The organism is Candidatus Thiopontia autotrophica, assembly GCF_982804495.1.
The window spans coordinates 1-18,530 of the sequence record NZ_CEYDPX010000008.1 but is presented as its reverse complement, the minus strand read 5'-3'; the positions used below and the strand labels follow the sequence as shown (position 1 = coordinate 18,530).

At 49.8% G+C, this 18,530-nt stretch carries 19 protein-coding genes and 1 tRNA gene; 16 read left to right on the top strand and 4 right to left on the bottom strand.

Features of this window, described 5'->3' with window-relative positions; genetic code table 11:
• Nucleotides 1–11: 11 nt before the first annotated feature.
• Complete coding sequence (gene yihA / locus AC3ZFK_RS03925; RefSeq protein ID WP_487506605.1) at nucleotides 12–602, bottom strand: ribosome biogenesis GTP-binding protein YihA/YsxC; 591 nt, start codon at nucleotides 600–602, stop codon at nucleotides 12–14.
• Between the two features lie 234 nt (nucleotides 603–836).
• Between yihA and AC3ZFK_RS03920 the strand changes: the two genes are divergently transcribed.
• The 5 genes from AC3ZFK_RS03920 to AC3ZFK_RS03900 all read left to right on the top strand — a co-directional run bounded on the left by AC3ZFK_RS03920 (nucleotide 837) and on the right by AC3ZFK_RS03900 (nucleotide 4,500).
• Complete coding sequence (locus AC3ZFK_RS03920) at nucleotides 837–1,892, top strand: c-type cytochrome (RefSeq protein WP_487506606.1); 1,056 nt, start codon at nucleotides 837–839, stop codon at nucleotides 1,890–1,892.
• A 125-nt stretch (nucleotides 1,893–2,017) separates the two neighbouring features.
• On the top strand, nucleotides 2,018–2,662 hold the full coding sequence (locus tag AC3ZFK_RS03915) for a thiol:disulfide interchange protein DsbA/DsbL (RefSeq protein ID WP_487506607.1): 645 nt from the start codon (nucleotides 2,018–2,020) through the stop codon (nucleotides 2,660–2,662).
• Nucleotides 2,663–2,669: 7 nt separating this feature from the next.
• Nucleotides 2,670–3,659, top strand: coding sequence for a bifunctional biotin--[acetyl-CoA-carboxylase] ligase/biotin operon repressor BirA (gene birA, locus AC3ZFK_RS03910; protein ID WP_487506608.1), 990 nt, complete (start codon nucleotides 2,670–2,672; stop codon nucleotides 3,657–3,659).
• Nucleotides 3,656–4,411, top strand: coding sequence for a type III pantothenate kinase (locus AC3ZFK_RS03905; RefSeq protein WP_487506609.1), 756 nt, complete (start codon nucleotides 3,656–3,658; stop codon nucleotides 4,409–4,411). The genes birA and AC3ZFK_RS03905 overlap by 4 nt, the downstream gene beginning before the upstream one ends.
• Nucleotides 4,412–4,424: 13 nt before the next feature.
• Nucleotides 4,425–4,500 (top strand) — tRNA-Thr (locus AC3ZFK_RS03900).
• An 89-nt stretch (nucleotides 4,501–4,589) separates the two neighbouring features.
• On the opposite strand, the gene AC3ZFK_RS03895 is transcribed toward AC3ZFK_RS03900, so the two are convergent.
• Nucleotides 4,590–5,246, bottom strand: a complete 657-nt coding sequence (locus tag AC3ZFK_RS03895) for an alpha/beta hydrolase (RefSeq protein ID WP_487506610.1) — start codon at nucleotides 5,244–5,246, stop codon at nucleotides 4,590–4,592.
• A 5-nt stretch (nucleotides 5,247–5,251) separates the two neighbouring features.
• On the opposite strand from AC3ZFK_RS03895, the gene lptM reads away from it, so the two are divergent.
• From lptM to AC3ZFK_RS03840, 11 genes are all read left to right on the top strand, one after another.
• Nucleotides 5,252–5,632 (top strand): LPS translocon maturation chaperone LptM, encoded by a 381-nt coding sequence (gene lptM, locus AC3ZFK_RS03890; protein ID WP_487506611.1) that lies wholly within the window; start codon nucleotides 5,252–5,254, stop codon nucleotides 5,630–5,632.
• 8 nt (nucleotides 5,633–5,640) lie between these two features.
• Nucleotides 5,641–6,897 (top strand): diaminopimelate decarboxylase, encoded by a 1,257-nt coding sequence (lysA, locus tag AC3ZFK_RS03885; protein ID WP_487506612.1) that lies wholly within the window; start codon nucleotides 5,641–5,643, stop codon nucleotides 6,895–6,897.
• A 12-nt stretch (nucleotides 6,898–6,909) separates the two neighbouring features.
• Nucleotides 6,910–7,740 carry a diaminopimelate epimerase gene (gene dapF, locus AC3ZFK_RS03880; RefSeq protein ID WP_487506613.1) on the top strand — a complete coding sequence of 277 codons (831 nt, stop codon included), beginning with the start codon at nucleotides 6,910–6,912 and terminating at the stop codon, nucleotides 7,738–7,740.
• Nucleotides 7,737–8,408 (top strand): DUF484 family protein, encoded by a 672-nt coding sequence (locus AC3ZFK_RS03875; protein ID WP_487506614.1) that lies wholly within the window; start codon nucleotides 7,737–7,739, stop codon nucleotides 8,406–8,408. Before dapF ends, AC3ZFK_RS03875 begins: the two co-directional genes overlap by 4 nt.
• Nucleotides 8,395–9,339: a tyrosine recombinase XerC gene (xerC, locus tag AC3ZFK_RS03870; RefSeq protein WP_487506615.1), complete on the top strand. Its 945-nt coding sequence runs from the start codon at nucleotides 8,395–8,397 to the stop codon at nucleotides 9,337–9,339. The genes AC3ZFK_RS03875 and xerC overlap by 14 nt, the downstream gene beginning before the upstream one ends.
• A 70-nt stretch (nucleotides 9,340–9,409) precedes the next feature.
• Nucleotides 9,410–9,955: an ATP-dependent protease subunit HslV gene (gene hslV / locus AC3ZFK_RS03865; RefSeq protein WP_487506616.1), complete on the top strand. Its 546-nt coding sequence runs from the start codon at nucleotides 9,410–9,412 to the stop codon at nucleotides 9,953–9,955.
• Between the two features lie 5 nt (nucleotides 9,956–9,960).
• Nucleotides 9,961–11,295: an ATP-dependent protease ATPase subunit HslU gene (gene hslU / locus AC3ZFK_RS03860; protein WP_487506617.1), complete on the top strand. Its 1,335-nt coding sequence runs from the start codon at nucleotides 9,961–9,963 to the stop codon at nucleotides 11,293–11,295.
• Between the two features lie 85 nt (nucleotides 11,296–11,380).
• The gene (locus AC3ZFK_RS03855; RefSeq protein ID WP_487506618.1) at nucleotides 11,381–11,770 is read left to right on the top strand and encodes a gamma-butyrobetaine hydroxylase family protein; all 390 of its coding nucleotides are present in this window, start codon (nucleotides 11,381–11,383) and stop codon (nucleotides 11,768–11,770) included.
• Between the two features lie 13 nt (nucleotides 11,771–11,783).
• A complete protein-coding gene (gene ubiE, locus AC3ZFK_RS03850) occupies nucleotides 11,784–12,530 on the top strand; it encodes a bifunctional demethylmenaquinone methyltransferase/2-methoxy-6-polyprenyl-1,4-benzoquinol methylase UbiE (RefSeq protein ID WP_487506619.1) in 747 nt (248 codons plus the stop codon).
• 3 nt (nucleotides 12,531–12,533) lie between these two features.
• The gene (gene ubiB / locus AC3ZFK_RS03845) at nucleotides 12,534–14,189 is read left to right on the top strand and encodes a ubiquinone biosynthesis regulatory protein kinase UbiB (protein ID WP_487506620.1); all 1,656 of its coding nucleotides are present in this window, start codon (nucleotides 12,534–12,536) and stop codon (nucleotides 14,187–14,189) included.
• A complete protein-coding gene (locus AC3ZFK_RS03840) occupies nucleotides 14,186–14,620 on the top strand; it encodes a YcgN family cysteine cluster protein (protein WP_487506625.1) in 435 nt (144 codons plus the stop codon). Before ubiB ends, AC3ZFK_RS03840 begins: the two co-directional genes overlap by 4 nt.
• Here AC3ZFK_RS03840 and AC3ZFK_RS03835 read toward each other — a convergent pair.
• Together AC3ZFK_RS03835 and AC3ZFK_RS03830 are read right to left on the bottom strand one after the other, a co-directional pair.
• On the bottom strand, nucleotides 14,617–16,272 hold the full coding sequence (locus AC3ZFK_RS03835; protein WP_487506621.1) for a Na/Pi cotransporter family protein: 1,656 nt from the start codon (nucleotides 16,270–16,272) through the stop codon (nucleotides 14,617–14,619). The genes AC3ZFK_RS03840 and AC3ZFK_RS03835 overlap by 4 nt on opposite strands.
• 9 nt (nucleotides 16,273–16,281) lie before the next feature.
• Nucleotides 16,282–18,468, bottom strand: coding sequence for a primosomal protein N' (locus AC3ZFK_RS03830; RefSeq protein ID WP_487506622.1), 2,187 nt, complete (start codon nucleotides 18,466–18,468; stop codon nucleotides 16,282–16,284).
• Nucleotides 18,469–18,530: the final 62 nt, after the last annotated feature.

Sequence of the window (18,530 nt, the reverse complement as noted above, 5' to 3'; positions counted from 1 at the left end):
TTTTTGCTCTTTTACTCTGTTAGCCACCCCAGGATAATTCTGCGGGCCTCATCCACCCCCGCCCCCTTGGTAGCAGAAAAGATCTGTGCAGTAACACCGGGAAATTCATGATCGATGATTTTTTGCACCTTCAGTAGAGAGTTCATTGCTGCCCCACGCTTTAGCTTGTCAGCCTTGGTGAGCAGGATATGGAGTGGAAAACCACTCCAGCGACTCCACTCTACCATCTGTCGGTCATTATCAGTCATGGGATGACGAATATCCATAAGGACGATAACTCCACGCAGCGCCTCACGTTCTCGCAGGTATTTCCCTAGATCCTGCTGCCACTGTTGGCGCACCTTGAGAGGAACTTTGGCAAACCCATAGCCAGGTAGATCCACTAGATTGTGATGTTCATCCAGCGAAAAAAAGTTGATTAGCTGGGTGCGTCCCGGGGTTTTACTTGTTCTGGCCAGACCATTGATGCCGGTTAGGCGGTTGAGGGCGCTGGATTTGCCAGCGTTGGAGCGTCCAGCAAATGCAACCTCGGCAATACTCCCTTGTGGACAACGAGAGAGGTTTGGTGCGCTAGTTAGAAAAGTGGCCTGATTAAGGTTCATACTGTGGATTATACCGGCTGAAGCTTCATCGATTCTGATTGATGAAAGGATAGATATTGCGAGAATAGTTTGAAGTTGGCGTGATTGCGAATATAATGGCTAATTCTATGTGGATTTGTGCGGATATTCCGTTGACCATAACATCTATTTTGCATGTTGTGGATTCGGATGCTGGGCAGGTTTGGGTTTGGTAAGTACAGGGTGTACCTGTTGTTAACAAGAAGGAAAGAATCGATGAAGAAGGCCGTTTTGACGCAAACTTTGGTTGCAGCAGCTGTGCTCGCAATATCTGGAACAGTGATGGCTGGTGGTGATGTTGATGCTGGCAAGGCAAAGGCTGCTGTTTGTGGGGCCTGTCATGGGGCTACCGGCCATGGTAATCCAGCCTTTCCTGATCCTATGAACCCAGGTAAAACAAAGGCAGTTCCTGCTCTGGCAGGACAGAACGCTGGCTATCTTGCAAAACAGATGGAGGATTTCAAGTCAGGCGCACGCAAGGATCTATTGATGACAGGCCAGGCGCTTGGCCTGAGTGATGCAGATATCGCAAACCTGGCAGCATATTATGCAACAGCTGCTGGTGCTGATGGCGGCTCTGTAGATGCAGGGCTTGCAGCCAAGGGTAAGAGCCTCTACCAGGGTGGAGATATGGCACGTGGTGTTACCGCATGTATGGCCTGTCATGGACCAGATGCGGCTGGAAATGACTCCGCAGGTTGGCCTGGGTTGACCGGCCAGCTGGCTGACTATACAACGGCACAGCTTAATGCGTTTGGTTCTGGTGCTCGTTATAACGATCCAAATAGAATGATGCAGGATGTCGCGAGTCGTCTTACAGATGGTGACATCTCTGCGGTAACTGCCTATATTCAATCAATGGATGGAGTAGTGGCTTCTGCCCCTGTAGCCGCTACAACTGCACCAGAGGCGCCTGCACCAGAGGCGCCGGTAGTGGCTGAGACAGTAGCTGCCCCGGCCGCTGCTGCTAAAGAAGCAGCACCCGCTCCTGCAGCTGCTCCAGCTTCCGCGGCAACAGGTGGTGCGGCACTATTCCAGGCAGGCTGTTTCGCATGCCACGGCCCAATGGCTCCCGCACTAAATGCACCTCAGATTGGGGTTAAGGATAATTGGGCCCCAAGACTGGAAAAAGCTGGTGGTCGTGATGGACTGGTTGCCAGTGCAATAGCTGGCGTAGCAGGAACAGCAATGGCGCCAAAAGGTGGTACAGCTTTGAGTGATGCGGAAATTGGAGCAGTTATTGACCATATTATTGCGCAGGCTGGTCTATAGCCAATAATTGGTAGTAAATATAAAAAAAGGCCGCAGATTCTGCGGCCTTTTTTTGTGGAGATAGAGTGAACCCGTTATCATCTGTATGGTCTCAGATTTAGACATTAACAACCGAGGGTGAAGCAATGAAAAATAGATGGATTGCATGGACAGCAATGGTGGTTATGGGGTTTGTAACCGTAACCGCAACAGCGGAAGATTATATGGAAGGTGTTGAGTACACCCGAATTAGCAAGCCTATGCGAACTGTTGCCGAACCGGGAACAATCGAGGTGCGAGAGTATTTCTGGTATGGATGCCCTCACTGCAACAATCTGGAGCCTTTTTTACAGAGATGGCTTGATACAAATCCAAAAAATATAAGCCTTAAAGTGCAGCCAACTATATTTAGAGAGAATTGGGCGCCTGCAGCACAGGCATTCTATACTGCAGGAGTGCTGGGAGTGCTGGATAAGACGCATCATGCAATGTTTGATGCCATTCATAATGACAATAGAAAAAATCTGTTGGGGGATGATCTGGCGATGGAGGTCTTCTTTGAAGAGCATGGAGTTGCACCGGCTGATTTTCGTAAAGCATGGGGTTCATTCAGTGTGCAGTCACGTGTAAAGCAGGCTGTTCGCATGACCAGAAAATCTGGAATCAAGGGGGTTCCTGCGGTGGTTGTGAATGGTAAATACGTGACTGACCCAGGGATTGCAGGTGGATATCGTGAGATGTTCAAAGTGATTGAGTACCTAGTTGCCAAGGAGATGGCATCAAACCACTGAGTGCAGAATGACTCCAATTCAGGAGCAGCTTCTTGAAACGCTCTCGGATGGAGAGCTTCATAGCGGCACAACACTAGGAGATAGTCTTGGGGTTAGCCGTGCAGCAATCTGGAAACAGATCCAGGCTCTGCAATCTATCGGTGTGGAGATCTACTCTGAAAATCGTCATGGGTACAGGCTCTCTGCCCCAGTCACTTTTCTTGATGAGCAGGAGATCAGATCCCGGTTGTCTGTTGAGGCGACACAATGCCTGCCGCATATTGATATGGTATGGAGTTGTGACTCAACCAATAGTGAGCTAATGCGTAACCTCCATGACGGTGCCAGCAGTGGCGCGGTCTTGCTTGCCGAACATCAAGTTGCCGGTAGAGGCAGAAGGGGAAAGGAGTGGGTATCCCCATTTGGTGGAAGCCTCTACCTGTCGCTACTCTGGAAATTTTCTGGAGGGCCAATGGTGTTAAGTGGGCTGGGAATCGTTGTTGGAATTGCTATGGCTACTGTCCTGAACAGGAGCTGGCTCTCCGGGGTTCAGCTTAAATGGCCCAACGATCTATATTTTCAGAATCAGAAGCTTGGCGGCATATTGATTGACCTGGAAGGAGAGTCGGAAGGGCCAACCAGTGCAGTCATTGGCATTGGACTGAATGTTAATGTTTCTCAGGCCGCTGGTGGCAGGATTAAGCAGCCATGGACATCTCTTTCCGAGCAGCTAGATAGTGTTCCATCTCGTAATGAGCTGGCTGCAGCTCTGTTGAATGAGGTTGTTGAGGTATTGAACCGTTTTGAGAGTGAGGGGCTGGAGTCGTTGACACCCGAATGGGATCAGCTAGATATGGTTCGTGATCACCATGTGTTGTTGGAGTTGGAAGGAAAAAGAGTTGCAGGCGTGGCGCGAGGAATTGACCAACTTGGAGCGTTGCTGGTGGAGAGTGGTGGTGCAGTTAGCCGCTATTTTAGTGGCGATGTCTCACTACGTATTCAGCAGAATAAGAGATGAGGGAAGAGAGACACTGGTTATTGATTGATGCAGGGAACAGCAGGGTAAAGCTGGGGTGGGCATTAGTAAGTGGTATTTCTCGATTTGATCTGCTGGATAATGAAAACATAGATTCTCTCCTCCCGGTGATCTTGGGTAAACATATTGCGCCATCCATGGTATGGCTAGCAAATAGTGCTGGAGAACAACGAGAGCAACAAATTAAAAAAATTGTAGAGACATTATGGGGGGTTGATGTGCAATCAATTGGTGCCACAGGGAAGTTTGGTGATGTTAGTAATGGTTACTACAAGCCAGAACAGCTAGGGATAGATCGCTGGCTGGGAATGATTGCGGCCTGGGACAAAATTCACGGAGCATTCTGTCTTGTGGACTGTGGAACTGCAGTAACAATTGACCTTGTTGATGGAGAAGGTAACCATCAAGGAGGCATTATTACTCCTGGCATTGGAGCAAGTTCGCGGGAATTAGCAGCAAAAGCCCGACATTTACCGTCTAATCAACTGTATTCTGAGACTTTTCCTCTGGGAAGAAGTACAGAAGAGGGGTTGCGAATGGATAGAGATGGTTCTGTAGATAGTGTGGACAGTGCCATAGCTGATATCTTGTCTCGGAACAAAAATGTGGCATTAATGGTTACCGGAGGGGATGCCTGGCAGATACATGAGAGCTCACGCTTTAGGTTTAAAGATGATCCAAATCTTGTTTTGGATGGGCTATTTTTGGTTGCCAACTCTGCGATCTCCCAGTAAAATGCGCGCTCTTGCCGCTATAGCTCAGCTGGTAGAGCAACGCACTTGTAATGCGTAGGTCCGGAGTTCGAATCCTCGTGGCGGCACCATAAAGATACTGTATACATACCAGCTTACAGTGGACAGATAAAAGGGTTGTCTCGTCATGAGATGACCCTTTTTCTTTGTAGGCAACACCCTACAGGCGGCCCTGAATAAAGTTGCTGATTTCGTTAATCTCCTCAGCACAAACAGCATGCTCCATCACGTATTGATGCCACTTGGCTATGTATCCTTTTTCCTCTAGCCACGATTTTGCAGACTCTCCAGCAGAATACGGGACTACAGGGTCGTTTACCCCATGTGCAAAAAAAATGGTAGCGGGATGTTTATTGTTGGCTGACGGGATTTTTTCAGGGTATGGAAGGTATGTTGAGAGGGCCATCACTCCGGCAAGTTGTTGTGGATGGCGCAGAGCACTATGTAGCGCGATGACGCCTCCCTGAGAGAAACCAGCGAGCAAAATATTTCCGGGCAATATTCCTGACTCCACCTCCTTGTCAATCAACTGGCTAATTGATTCAACGGAAGATTCTATCCCTTCAATATCTCCCCGTTTACCAAAATCAAAACTGGTGATGTCATACCAGCCACGCATAACCATTCCATCATTTACGGTGATTGGGCGCTCTGGAGCATGGGGAAAGATAAAACGAATGGCGTGATCTATGGGCAGCTCCAGCATTGGAAGCACACTCTCAAAATCATGACCATCTGCCCCAAGCCCATGAAGCCATATAACGGTTGAGGATGCTTTTGAGGGGGGTTCAATAGTGATATGAGAGATGGTTTCCATGGGTTATGAAGTTTATACTTATCGCCATGAATATGAAAAAGTTATCTATGGCGTTGTTGTCGATTTGGGTGGTGACCATACTTTCTGGTTGCGGGCAGGCAGGTGATCTTTATCTGCCGGATGATATTCGTGCAGAGAAGTTGGAGCAACAGGCTACAAAGGCATCATCAGTAAAGGCACAACAGTTACGTGACGAGGCTACACGCCTTCGTCAGCGTCATCAGGAGATGGCGGAGTTACGTACCAGACTGAGCAGTCTGGAGCAGGAAGAGAGCTCTCTGCGAGAGAGCAAGAAGATTGAGGCGGCAGACGAGACACTTAAGGAGATCAATAAGATTCGTTACCGCCTTGGAACCCTGATTCTGGAACAGCATCGCGCTCAATAGCAAAAAACATGAACTCATTTTTTGAACAACGTGAGGGTATTCTCTATGCAGAATCACTCTCTATGAAAACTCTTGCGGAAGATTATGGTACCCCACTATTTGTCTACTCCGAGAATGCAATTCGTGCTCAGTGGCAGGCATTTGAGAATGGATTTAATGGTGAAGAGCATCTGGTCTGTTTTGCGGTAAAGGCAAACTCCAACCTTGCGGTATTGGCATTGCTGGCAAGCATGGGTGCAGGTTTCGATATTGTCTCGGTTGGAGAGTTGGAGCGTGTATTAAAGGCTGGTGGGGATGCCGGAAAAGTGGTGTTTTCTGGTGTTGGAAAGCGTGATGATGAGATTAAACGGGCGCTGGAAGCAGGTATTCTCTGCTTTAATATAGAGTCTGAGGCAGAGCTGGAGCGGGTAAATCGAGTTGCTGGTGACATGGGTATGTGTGCCCCAATATCATTGCGGGTCAATCCTGATGTGGATGCTGGTACTCACCCATATATCTCAACAGGGCTCCGGTCCAATAAATTTGGTATAACTATCGATCATGCACGTGAGGTCTATAGGCTTGCTGCAACCCTGTCTAATCTTAAAATTATGGGTATTGATTGCCATATTGGATCACAGCTAACAGAGCTCTCTCCATTTGAGGATGCGCTTGATCGAGTGTTGCTGCTGGTAGATCAGCTTGGTGAGGATGGTATTAACTTGCACCATATCGATGTGGGTGGTGGACTGGGGATTGACTACAATCATGATAATCCACCATCTCCTGAATCCTATGTAAGAGCAGTGACAGAAAAACTGGATGGCAGGGATCTTGAGATCATAATGGAGCCTGGTCGGGCCATGGTCGGAAATAGCGGGGTGATGCTGACCAAAGTGGAATTTATAAAAGAGGGTGAGGAGAAGAATTTCTGTATTGTGGACGGAGCAATGAATGATCTGATTCGGCCAGCCCTCTATAGTGCATGGCAGAATATCGTACCGGTTGAGGAGCGCACCTCTGGTAAAAAGAGTATCTATGATGTTGTGGGCCCGATCTGTGAGACTGGAGACTTTCTGGGGAAGGATCGTGAACTGAATGTGGAGTCAGGTGATCTGCTTGCAGTAATGTCATCCGGGGCTTATGGTTTTGTCATGAGTTCAACCTATAATTCTCGTCCACGTGCTGCAGAGGTGATGGTCTCTGGTGAGAGAGCCGTCGTAGTGAGAGACCGAGAAACCATTGAGTCGCTATATGCTGGTGAGCATATTCCAGATAGTTTCTGAGGAGGGGCTGAGATGAGACTGCGTTTTACAAAAATGCACGGTTTGGGCAATGATTTTGTTGTAATCAATGCGGTCAGCGAGCCTTTTGAGCCAACGTCAGAGCAGGTTCGTTTTCTTGCAGATCGTAATTTTGGGGTCGGATGTGATCAGTTGTTGTTGGTTGAGCCGGCACAGAGTGAGGGGGCTGATTTTCGGTATCGTATCTGGAATGCTGATGGTGGAGAGGTAGAGCAGTGTGGGAATGGTGCTCGCTGTTTTGCCCGTTTTGTTCGTGACCAGGGGCTAACCAATAAAGACGAGATTGTTGTCGAGACGGCCAGTGGCATCATTACACTCAAGCTTCAGGATAATGGATGGGTAACAGTTAATATGGGCCCTCCAATTCTTACACCATCAGATATCCCGTTTGTAGCTGATGAGCAGGCGGACACATATGACATTGAGGTAGATGGTGATGTTCTCAAGGTGGGCGTACTATCCATGGGGAATCCACATGTGGTACTTGCCGTTGATGAGCTGGAGGATGCGACAGTTAATAGGTTGGGGCCGCTACTGGAGTCACATGAACGTTTCCCGCAGCGGGTAAATGTTGGTTTCATGCGGGTAGTTAGCCCTTCAGAGATTCATCTGAGAGTGTATGAGAGGGGCACCGGAGAGACCATGGCTTGTGGTACCGGTGCATGTGCAGCAGTTGTAACTGGTATAGTACAGGGCAAGCTGAGCAGTGAGGTTAAGGTTGGTTTGAGAGGCGGAGAACTCTCTGTAAGATGGATGGGTGGTGATGCTCCAGTTATGATGACGGGGCCGGCAGAAACAGTATTTGAGGGTGTAATTGAGTTATGAGTCAACATGAATCAGTTAGTCATGAAGAGATTCATGCTGTTAGCGGTGACGATGTTGCTGCCTATCTAGAGCAACATAACGACTTTTTTATAGACTATCCAGAGCTATTGAATAAGATTAATGTGCCTCATCAAAGTGGGGCTGCAGTATCTCTGATTGAGCGCCAGGTTGGGCAGTTGAGAAAGGAAAATGGCCGTCTCAATAATGAGATCAACACCCTGATTCATGTTGCGCGCGAAAATGATGCTCTTAGTGAAAACATGCATCGTCTTACTCTTGAGCTGTTGAATTGCGAGAGTCGTGATGGAATTGTGGCCTCGCTGTATGAGAGTCTACGGGACCATTTTGGGATTGAGCAGGTGGTGATTCTGCTTCCACATGCAGAAAATGAGCAGACACATAAACTGTTTGAGTCACTGCTTCAAGACAGTGTCCCATTTTGCGGTCAGTTGGATGAAGAGCAGCGTGAAAGTATCTTTGGAGATGATTTGGAGCATGGCGCATCAGTTGCCTTGCTGCCTCTCGGAGAGTTTGGGGGGCAGGGGTTGATAGCATTGGGGAGTGCTGACCAGCAGTATTATCACGAAAAGATGGGGACTCATTTCCTGGTACAGCTTGCATCGCTGGTTAGTACGGCACTACGTCACTGTGACGGTGAGCAGCAATAACGATCTGGAGAGCTGGATCGAGCGCTTTCTGAATCATCTTCAGAATGAGCGCAGACTTTCACCAAACAGCCTGAAGGCATATAGCAGGGACCTATCCCATTTTCGTAGCCATATTGAGAAGCGTGGCGACAGATTCCTTGAGTTAACATCGCATCACCTGAGGGATTTTGTGGCACAGCGCCACCGTAGTGGAGCTGCCAGTCGAACCATCCAGAGAAATCTTTCAGCAGTTCGAACTTTTTACCGCTACCTGCTGCGTGAACAGGGGATTGATTACAATCCGGCAGCCGGGGTCTCGGCACCCAAGGGTGATCACCCTCTTCCGACAACACTTGATGTTGATCAGATGGATAGTCTATTGGCCTTTAGTGAAGATGATCCACTGTCAATTCGTGACCATGCAATGTTTGAGTTGATCTACTCGTCCGGGCTTCGTCTCTCTGAGCTCGCCGGTGTGGACTGCAGGGATATCAGTCTTGATGATGCAACTATTCGGGTTTTAGGCAAGGGGAGCAAAGAGCGTGTACTGCCAGTTGGAGGGGTTGCACAGCAGGCTATTCAGCAGTGGATGCGGATTCGTCAACAGATGGTTGATAAAGATGAGCAGGCACTTTTCGTCACTCAACGTGGTAAACGTATAGCTGTGCGGACAATTCAGCAACGCCTGGAGAAGCTTGCCAGAAAGAGGGGTATGGATCGCCGGGTACATCCACATATGTTGCGCCACTCATTTGCCAGCCACCTGCTTGAATCCAGCGGAAATCTGCGAGCTGTCCAGGAGATGCTTGGACATGAGAACATCAGTACTACACAAATTTACACCCATCTTGATTTTCAGCACCTGGCAGCGGTTTATGATCAGGCTCACCCAAGAGCCAAACAGAAAAGCAGTGATGGCAGGTTTTCCCCTGCCAAGCGTAAAGATATGTAATCTCAAAAATGCCGATGACAGCAGTTTGCGGTAGAATCCAACTCCTTTTTTGAAAATTCTGGAAAAGATCATGGATCAATACCACGGAACAACTATTCTCTGCGTGCGGCGTGACAATCATGTTGTGCTTGGTGGTGATGGACAGGTGTCTATGGGCAATACGGTGATGAAGGGCAATGCTCGCAAGATTCGTCGTCTCTATCATGACAAGGTTATTGCAGGATTTGCCGGCGGCACTGCGGATGCCTTTACCTTGATTGAGCGTTTTGAAGGAAAATTGGAGAAGTATTCCGGGCATATGATTCGTTCTGCTGTTGAGCTAGCCAAGGATTGGAGAACCGACCGCATGTTACGCAAACTGGAAGCACTGCTGCTGGTTGCAGACGAGAATGAAACCCTGGTGATAACCGGAAATGGTGATGTTATTGAGCCTGAGCATGGTGCAGTTGCCATTGGATCTGGCGGCCACTATGCGCTCTCTGCTGCACGCGCATTGTTGGAAAACAGTGAGATGGGGGCGCAGGAAATTGTTGAAAAGAGTATGGGTATTGCGGCAGATATCTGTGTATTTACCAACCGAAGCTTGGTCACGGAAGAGTTAGGTGATAAGGATTAATAGAGATGAATGAGTTGACTCCAAGAGAGATCGTTTCCGAATTGGATAAACATATTATTGGACAGGATGCAGCCAAGCGTGCAGTAGCTATTGCCTTGCGCAATCGCTGGCGCAGAATGCAGGTTAGTGAGGAGTTGCGTTACGAGATTACCCCAAAAAACATTCTTATGATTGGTCCTACAGGGGTGGGAAAAACTGAGATAGCGCGCCGCCTGGCACGCCTTGCCAACGCTCCATTTATAAAGATTGAGGCAACAAAATTCACCGAAGTTGGTTATGTTGGGCGCGATGTTGAGTCGATTATACGCGATCTTGCAGATATCTCCATTAAAAACGTGCGAGAGAGTGCGGTTGAGTCTGTTCGTTCCAGGGCTGAGGATGCGGCTGAGGAGAGAGTATTGGATGCGCTGCTGCCACCAGTAAAGAGCAGGGGGGCAGCATCTGAACAGGAAGAGGAGGAGTCTCCAACACGCCAGAAGTTTCGCAAAAAGTTAAGAGAGGGTGACCTCGATGACAAGGAGATTGAGATTGAGGTATCTGCTCCTGCAGTAGGGGTAGAGATCATGGGTCCTCCAGGGATGGAGGATATGACTTCACAACTACAGGGCATGTTCCAGAATATGGGCAATAAACCACCAAAAGCCAAGAAGATGCGCGTTGCAGAGGCTCTGAAGATATTGGTGGAGGAAGAGTCACACAAGATGGTCGATGAGGAGGAGATTAAGTCACAGGCTATCAATAGTGTGGAGCAGAATGGCATTGTCTTTCTTGATGAGATTGATAAGGTGGCCAGGCGTAGTGAGGAGCAGAGTGGTGGAGAGGTTTCACGAGAGGGGGTGCAGCGTGACCTGTTGCCGTTAGTGGAAGGAAGTACTGTCAGCACAAAGTATGGGATGATCAAGACCGACCATATTCTATTCATCGCCTCGGGAGCATTCCACCTCTCAAAACCATCTGATCTGATTCCAGAGTTGCAGGGACGTCTGCCGATCAGGGTTGAGCTCTCTGCCTTGAGCGTGGAGGACTTCAAGCTTATTCTCTCTGCGACAGATGCGTCTCTGACCGAACAGTACACAGCATTGATGGAGACAGATGGTGTTGACCTCAGGTTTGAGGATGCTGGGATTCATAGAATTGCAGAGTTCTCATGGCAGGTAAATGAGCGTACAGAAAATATTGGAGCAAGGCGGCTCCATACAGTTATGGAGCGTCTGCTGGAGGAGATCTCCTTTGAGGCGACTGACCATTCAGAAGAGACGGTTGTGGTTGATGCAGATTATGTGGACCACCATTTGTCAGAGCTTGCTGCAGATGAGGACCTGAGTCGTTATATACTGTAGTGGATATGTAATGGCGTAGTGGTCAGGATTAGAGGAGTTTTATAAAGATCAGAGCTTATCTGGTCAATGGAGATAACAAGAGATTATGAGTGAACAGACACATCAGATACCTACAGAGATTCGTTATGACAGGGAGTCTCGAGTATTGACCTTAAGTTATGATGATGGGAAATCATGGGACTACACAGCAGAGTATCTGCGGGTCTACTCCCCTTCTGCAGAGGTGCGCGGACATGCACCAGGCGAGGAGATTTTGCAGGTAGGCAAGGTTGACGTTGCCATCGACAAGATTGATCCTGTTGGCCACTATGCAGTTTCGCTCAAATTTGATGATGGCCATGATACAGGTATCTACTCATGGGACTGGCTATATCAGCTGGGAGAGAAGATGGATGAGTATTGGCAGGACTACCTTGACAGGCTTGAGGCAGAGGGAATTGAGCGCAAGACAACAGCAGAGCGCATGGCCACCTGATTGGGAGAATATCATGAACGAAAAGACTACCCATTTTGGTTACGAGGATGTCGCTGTTGGTGAAAAGGCCAAGCGTGTTCGTGGAGTCTTTGATTCAGTTGTTGATAAATATGACCTGATGAATGACCTGATGTCGATGGGGGTTCATCGTCTCTGGAAAAAATTCACTATCGAGATGAGTGGTGCTCGAGAGGGGCAGGAGATTCTGGATCTGGCCGGAGGTACTGGTGATCTCTCCCTGCAGTTTTCAAAAATTGTCGGCCCCAAGGGAAGAGTTGTGCTCTCTGATATTAACGCAAGCATGCTGGTAAAGGGGCGTGACCGTCTTATCAATGAGGGCGTTCTTGGTAATGTGGAGTATGTACAGATCAATGCTGAAGAGATCCCATTCCCCGAGAACAGTTTTGACTGTATCACCATCTCTTTTGGTCTGCGCAATGTTACCGACAAGAGCAAGGCACTACGCTCGATATACCGGGCTCTGAAGCCGGGCGGTAGATTGCTGGTATTGGAGTTTTCCAAGCCAACAGACGAGAAATTGAAATCAGTCTATGATTTTTATTCATTCAAGATCCTGCCATTTATAGGCAAGGTTGTTGCCAATGATGAGAGTAGTTACAAATATCTGGCAGAGTCAATTCGTATGCACCCTGATCAAGACTCATTGCGAGGCATGATGGACGAGGCAGGGTTTGATCGTACCGAATATTTTAATATGACTGGCGGTATTGTGGCCCTGCATCGCGGGTTCAAGAAATAGCATATGGTTGGGGCTCGCCATCTAGTGCGGCTACTGGTGATTCAGCGTGTTTTGGCACGTCATAGGCTGGATGAGATTATTCTGGCTATTCATCTCTTTCGTCCATTCCGTTTTCTGCTCTACCTCTCCCCATTTTACTGGTTAAGAAGGGATCGTAGCCCCGCAGTTGACGCGGTCAAGGGTGAGAGGATTCGTCGAGCACTTGAGGATCTTGGTCCAGTCTTTGTGAAACTTGGACAGATGTTCTCAACCCGACGAGACCTGTTGCCGGATGATATTGCAGATGAGTTGACCAAACTGCAGGATGCAGTTCCTCCATTCCCAGGATCAGAGGCAAAGGATATTGTTGCAACGGCGCTGGGCGGCCCGCTAGAGAACTTCTTTGAGAGTTTTGATGAGACACCACTGGCCTCTGCTTCCATAGCGCAGGTCCATGCTGCACGCACCCATGATGGCAGAGATGTGGTAGTTAAGGTGGTGCGGCCTGATATTGAGGCTAGAATCAGGCAGGATCTGGGGCTGGCAAAACAGATGGCTTCTCTGGCAGAACGCTACTGGTCTGAAGGACGACGTCTTCACCTCAAACATATTGTTGCAGACTATGAGCAGATCATTCTGGACGAGCTCGACATGATGCGTGAGGCAGCCAATCTCTCGCAAGTGCGACGCAACTTTGCAGATGGAGAGTCGGTACTGACCGTTCCAGAGCCGGATTGGCAGCTGACCCGAGAGAATATTCTGGTGATGGAGCGGGTTCATGGGATTCCGGTCGGCGATCTGGAGGCTCTGCGCCAACATGGGGTAGACCTCAAGCGACTCTCGGAGTTGGGAGTAGAGATCTTCTTTACCCAGGTATTTCGGGATAACTTTTTCCATGCGGACATGCACCCTGGAAATATTATGGTTGATGTCTCTGATCCGGCACAGCCTGGATATGTCGCAGTTGATTTCGGAATCATGGGTAGCCTGACTGAGGATGATCAGCGCTATCTTGCCGAGAATTTTCTCGCCTTCTTCAATCGTGATTATAAAAAGGTTGCACAGCTCCACCTCGATTCAGGATGGGTGCCGGCAACGGCACAGATTGGCGAATTGGAGTCAGCGTTCCGTAGTGTCTGTGAACCGATATTTGAGCGCCCATTCAGTGAGATCTCATTTGCACTGCTGTTGCTGAAACTGTTCCGTACCGGAAGACGATTCGGGATGGAGGTACAGCCTCAACTGGTGCTGTTGCAGAAGACCCTTCTATATATTGAGGGTCTTGGTAAGCAGTTATATCCGGACCTTGATCTGTGGGCAACAGCCATGCCATTTCTGGAGAACTGGATTCGGCAGCGCAAGGGGTTTGAGGGGTTCAAGCAGAAGGTTCAACAACATGGACCCGAGTTGGTGGAGCAGATACCGGAAATCCCCGGAATGATCTATGAGGTGTTGAAACAGGCCCAGGATGGCAAGCTGGCTTTGGAGTGGAAATCCTCCGAGCTGGAGAAAATTCGTAGTGAGCTCCGTACCAACCGTCACGCACTCTACAGCGCAATTGCCGGTGGCAGCATGTTGATTACCAGTGCCCTGTTATTGAATTTCGGCTACCTGACAACAGGAACGGTACTGGCAGCGATAAGTGCCATCGTGTTGCTTAGATCCTGGCCAGAAAAATAGTGCGAGAACGTTTCTGGGAGCACTACCCCCTGGCCGAGTTGACCTCGGATGAGTGGGAGTCTCTCTGCGATGGCTGTGCCCGTTGTTGTCTGCAGAAGCTGGAGGATGAGGAGAGTGGCGAGGTCTTCTATACCAGCATTGCCTGCAATCTACTCGATCTTGAGCGGTGTAGTTGTAGCGACTACCCAAACCGTAATATCAACGTACCAAATTGTGTCCACCTGACTGTGGAGAAGACGGCAGAGTTTCACTGGCTCCCATCAACCTGTAGCTACCGCCTGCTACATGAAGGTAAATCACTGCCCGGATGGCACCCCCTGGTTAGTGGTGACCGGGATAGTATCCATGATACGGGTATCTCTATTCGTAGCTTTGCAATGCTGGAACAGGGTGGCGAGGATCTTGAGGAGTATCTGATAGGGGAGCTTTAGGAATCATCCTGTTGTCCATGGTGCGGAATATGACGTGCTATTCGCCTGGCCGCTGTATGGATCTGTTTAAGATGGTCAATAAGGTTATTCTCCAGGGTATAGGCCGCAACCCGATTGGGCTCACTTGCCTGTAGCCGGCGCATCATATGGTGCACGGTGTGCTCCTGAAACTCCTTGATATAGCTCTTCATCTCGATCACCTGAAGGGCGGAATCCGGATCATGATCATGGAATGCCTGTATCGATCGATGTACAGCATTGAGGATATCATGATGGAATGAGGTTAGAAGTTGTTGGGTTGCCTCACTCACCCTGATCAACTCGTCATGACGCAGCAGACCGCCCTGGGTGATGCCCCTCTCGATAATCTCCCCAATGGTCTCAAGTTCATTGGTAACCACCAGACACTGCATCATCTCTGTGGTCTCATGCTCAGTCAGCTCCTGTTTACTGAGGCGGCGCAGATAATCTGTAATCTCCAGCAGTGATATTTTGACCCGTTGCTGTTCCGCTGCCAGGGTGTGGAGCGAGTAGCTGTCTCCGCTCAACGCCTCTGGCATGCTGCGTCGAAGCATGGAGATAACGTGATCTCCCATGACCTCGATCTCACTCTCGGCTGCAGCCAGGGCAAGCGAAGGTGTGGTGAGCAGATCATGCTCCAGGTAATCGGTAGTGGGTTGTCTCTTGTCAGGAACTAGCACCACCAGCAGTTTGACAATCGGCCCGACAAAGCCGATGAAGATCAACATATTCACCACATTGAATAGAGTGTGGGCGTTGGCAATCTGCCTGGGAACCTCTGCGCTTTGCCGTTCCAGTCCGGAGAGTTCCGTATGGATAGGCGAAAACTGCTCTACCCACGACGCCAGATCATCCACAAACAGAAACCAGATCATCACCCCAATAATATTGAAGAGAATATGAAACAGGGCTGCCCGTACCGCCTCGCGCGGCTTGCCGATAGCGGCAATTCCCGCCGTTATACAGGTGCCGATATTTGCCCCGAAGGAGAGGGCGATACCGATAGGCAAGGTGATCAGCCCCTGGGTCGCGAGGATGATAATGATTCCGGTGGTTGCCGAGGAGGACTGAATAAGGGCGGTAAACCCGGCCGCCACAAAAATGGCAATCAGGGGGTTTTCTGCGCTGGTGATAAGCTCAAGAAACCACGGGTTATCTCTCAGTGGGGCCATAGCATCGGACATGATTCCCATCCCGAAGAAGATCATGCCGAGGCCAAATATCAGGGTGCCATAGTTCTTTATGCGTTCATGTTGGGCAAAGAAGAAGAGGGCGAATCCAAACCAGATCATCACCAGCGCCTGTTTGGTAATGTTGAAGGCGATAATCTGTGCGGTGATGGTGGTGCCTATATTGGCTCCCATAATCACCCCCATAGATTGGGTCAGATTCATCAATCCGGCGGTAATGAAACCAACTGTCAATACGGTGGTGACAGATGATGATTGCACGATTGAGGTGACGATGGTGCCGGATAGAACACCGGTAAAACGGTTTGTGGTGAGCTGAGAGAGCAGCAGTTTCATCCGCTCTCCGGCCACAACCTTGAGTGCTGTTGTCAGCTGCTCCAGCCCGAAGAGAAAAATTGCCAGCCCACCAAGAAGATGGGTAGTGATCTGCCATGTCTCCATTGTCACATCTTAAAACATATCGATCGGGTCCACATCCACAGACCAGCGAACTTTTCGCCCCTCTTTGGTTGATTCAATTGCCGGGATCAGTGGGGCCAGCAGTTGATGCAGTGGTTTACGATACGATGATTGCAACAGCAACTGTGCTCGATAGCGCCCGGCCCGTTTCTCCATTGGGGATGGAACAGGCCCGAGGATCTCGACCTGAGAAATGGCATGACCGACAGCCATCTCCCTGACCTGTTGCAGAAAGTGGATGGCAGCCTGCGGCTTTGATGATTCTGCACGAATCAGAGTGAGATGGCTGTATGGGGGAAGTGCAGCCAGTTTGCGTTCAGCCAGGGCCTGTTTTGCAAAATCCGGATACCCTCTCTGTAACAGGGTAAGAAGCAGTGGGTGGTCCGGGTTGTGGGTCTGAATTGCAACCTCACCTCTCATTGATTCTCGCCCCGCACGGCCTGCAACCTGGGTAATCAACTGCCCCATCTGCTCGGTTGCACGAAAATCTGAGCCAAACAGACCGCTATCGGCATCCAGAATGGCAACCAGAGTTACCTTTGGAAAGTGGTGTCCCTTGGCCAGCATCTGTGTACCCAATAGAATCTGGTGATCCCCGGCATGGATCTGTTGCAGCTTCTCATCCATCGATCCTCGCCTACGGGTGGTGTCACGATCAATTCTGGCAACAGAGTGTTCCGGGAATATTTTCTGTAGCGCCTCCTCAATCCTCTCTGTACCTGCGCCAATATCGGTTAATTCATGGCTGCCACATTCAGGGCAGTGGGGTGGTCGAGGCCGTTCCCCGCCGCAATGGTGGCATACCAGCCGATTTTTTTTCTGATGAAATGTGTAGTGAATTTCACAGCGTGGACAGGCCGAGCTCCAGCCACACCCTCTGCAGAAGAGAGTTGGGGCATATCCCCTGCGGTTGAGAAAAATAAGGATCTGTCCATCCTGTTCAAGATGCTCTCTCATCTTTTCAATGAGTGGAGCGGATAGCAGGTGTTCCATCTTTCTCGAGCGCACATCAATCAGGGATATTTCCGGGGGCTTGGCGCCACCGGCACGGCTAGAGAGAAGCAGCTTCCGGTATTTTCCGGACTCGGCGTTATGCAGGCTCTCGAATGATGGAGTGGCACTGCCCAGCAGTACAGGTATACCCTCCTGCTTTCCGCGCAAAATAGCAAGATCCCTGGCAGAGTAGCGAAAGCCCTCGTGCTGCTTGAAGGAGCCGTCATGCTCCTCATCCACAATAATGATCCCCGGAGATTGTAGTGGAACAAAGACCGCAGAGCGGGTACCGATAACTATTTTTGCCTCCCCCGCCCTTGCCGCCAGCCAGTCACCAAGGCGCTCACTGCTGTTGCGTCCGGAGTGGAGCAGTGCAATCGGCAGATCAAAACGCTGTCTGAATCTCTGTACAGTCTGTGGGGTAAGAGAGATCTCCGGCACCAGAACCAGAGCCTGTCTGCCGTCATCAATCACCCTCTGGATGATCTGTAGATAGACCTCAGTCTTGCCGCTACCGGTCACCCCCTCCAGCAGAACCGGCCGGATCGGGTCGTTGCCTGCGCCGTCCATCTGTTTGTGAACCACATCAACCGCCTGCTGCTGCTCACCATTGAGCTGATGCGGGGCATCGGACTCAACTTTTGGTGGTTGGTTATAACCTGCCCTGCTCTCTCTGACTACCAACCCCTTCTTGATCAACTCTCGCATAAAGGTGCTGGAACCAGAGAGCTCTCTCTCCTGTTGCAACCGCTCCAGCAGTTGACGTTGACGAGGGGCACGGCTTAGTGAGTCCAGATCTGTCTGAATTCCCCTCTCAGTAATACGGTAGATAACCTGTTCAGGCTGTTTGGCATACCTCCCCTGTCGCAACGGAACAGGCAGTGCCGTCTCATAGACCTCCCCAATTGCATGGTGATAGTAACTGGCCGACCTCAACAGCAGAGAGTGGAGTGACTCCGGCAGCAGGGGAGCGGAGTCAATAATCTCTGTGACAGGCTTTAGCCTCTCTTCCGGAATATCGGACTTCGCAGTAGTCTCCAGCAGAATACCGATACGCTGTTGTTTCCCGAACGGAACCTTGACACGAATACCTGGACGATACCCACCCACTGAACCACCTGCCGGAGGAAGATAGTCAAATGCTCTTCTGAGAGGAACAGAGAGGATCGCAATACGGAGGATCATAGATTATCAAGTGGGCTCTGAACCCCCTTTCCACCCTGATTCAGCACATGGGTATAGATCAT

Coding starts and splice junctions, on each gene's coding strand:
- yihA (WP_487506605.1), bottom strand. CDS start 602: ATGAACCTTAATCAGGCCACTTTTCTAACTAGCGCACCAAACCTCTCT.
- AC3ZFK_RS03920 (WP_487506606.1), top strand. CDS start 837: ATGAAGAAGGCCGTTTTGACGCAAACTTTGGTTGCAGCAGCTGTGCTC.
- AC3ZFK_RS03915 (WP_487506607.1), top strand. CDS start 2,018: ATGAAAAATAGATGGATTGCATGGACAGCAATGGTGGTTATGGGGTTT.
- birA (WP_487506608.1), top strand. CDS start 2,670: ATGACTCCAATTCAGGAGCAGCTTCTTGAAACGCTCTCGGATGGAGAG.
- AC3ZFK_RS03905 (WP_487506609.1), top strand. CDS start 3,656: ATGAGGGAAGAGAGACACTGGTTATTGATTGATGCAGGGAACAGCAGG.
- AC3ZFK_RS03895 (WP_487506610.1), bottom strand. CDS start 5,246: ATGGAAACCATCTCTCATATCACTATTGAACCCCCCTCAAAAGCATCC.
- lptM (WP_487506611.1), top strand. CDS start 5,252: ATGAAGTTTATACTTATCGCCATGAATATGAAAAAGTTATCTATGGCG.
- lysA (WP_487506612.1), top strand. CDS start 5,641: ATGAACTCATTTTTTGAACAACGTGAGGGTATTCTCTATGCAGAATCA.
- dapF (WP_487506613.1), top strand. CDS start 6,910: ATGAGACTGCGTTTTACAAAAATGCACGGTTTGGGCAATGATTTTGTT.
- AC3ZFK_RS03875 (WP_487506614.1), top strand. CDS start 7,737: ATGAGTCAACATGAATCAGTTAGTCATGAAGAGATTCATGCTGTTAGC.
- hslV (WP_487506616.1), top strand. CDS start 9,410: ATGGATCAATACCACGGAACAACTATTCTCTGCGTGCGGCGTGACAAT.
- hslU (WP_487506617.1), top strand. CDS start 9,961: ATGAATGAGTTGACTCCAAGAGAGATCGTTTCCGAATTGGATAAACAT.
- AC3ZFK_RS03855 (WP_487506618.1), top strand. CDS start 11,381: ATGAGTGAACAGACACATCAGATACCTACAGAGATTCGTTATGACAGG.
- ubiE (WP_487506619.1), top strand. CDS start 11,784: ATGAACGAAAAGACTACCCATTTTGGTTACGAGGATGTCGCTGTTGGT.
- ubiB (WP_487506620.1), top strand. CDS start 12,534: ATGGTTGGGGCTCGCCATCTAGTGCGGCTACTGGTGATTCAGCGTGTT.
- AC3ZFK_RS03835 (WP_487506621.1), bottom strand. CDS start 16,272: ATGGAGACATGGCAGATCACTACCCATCTTCTTGGTGGGCTGGCAATT.
- AC3ZFK_RS03830 (WP_487506622.1), bottom strand. CDS start 18,468: ATGATCCTCCGTATTGCGATCCTCTCTGTTCCTCTCAGAAGAGCATTT.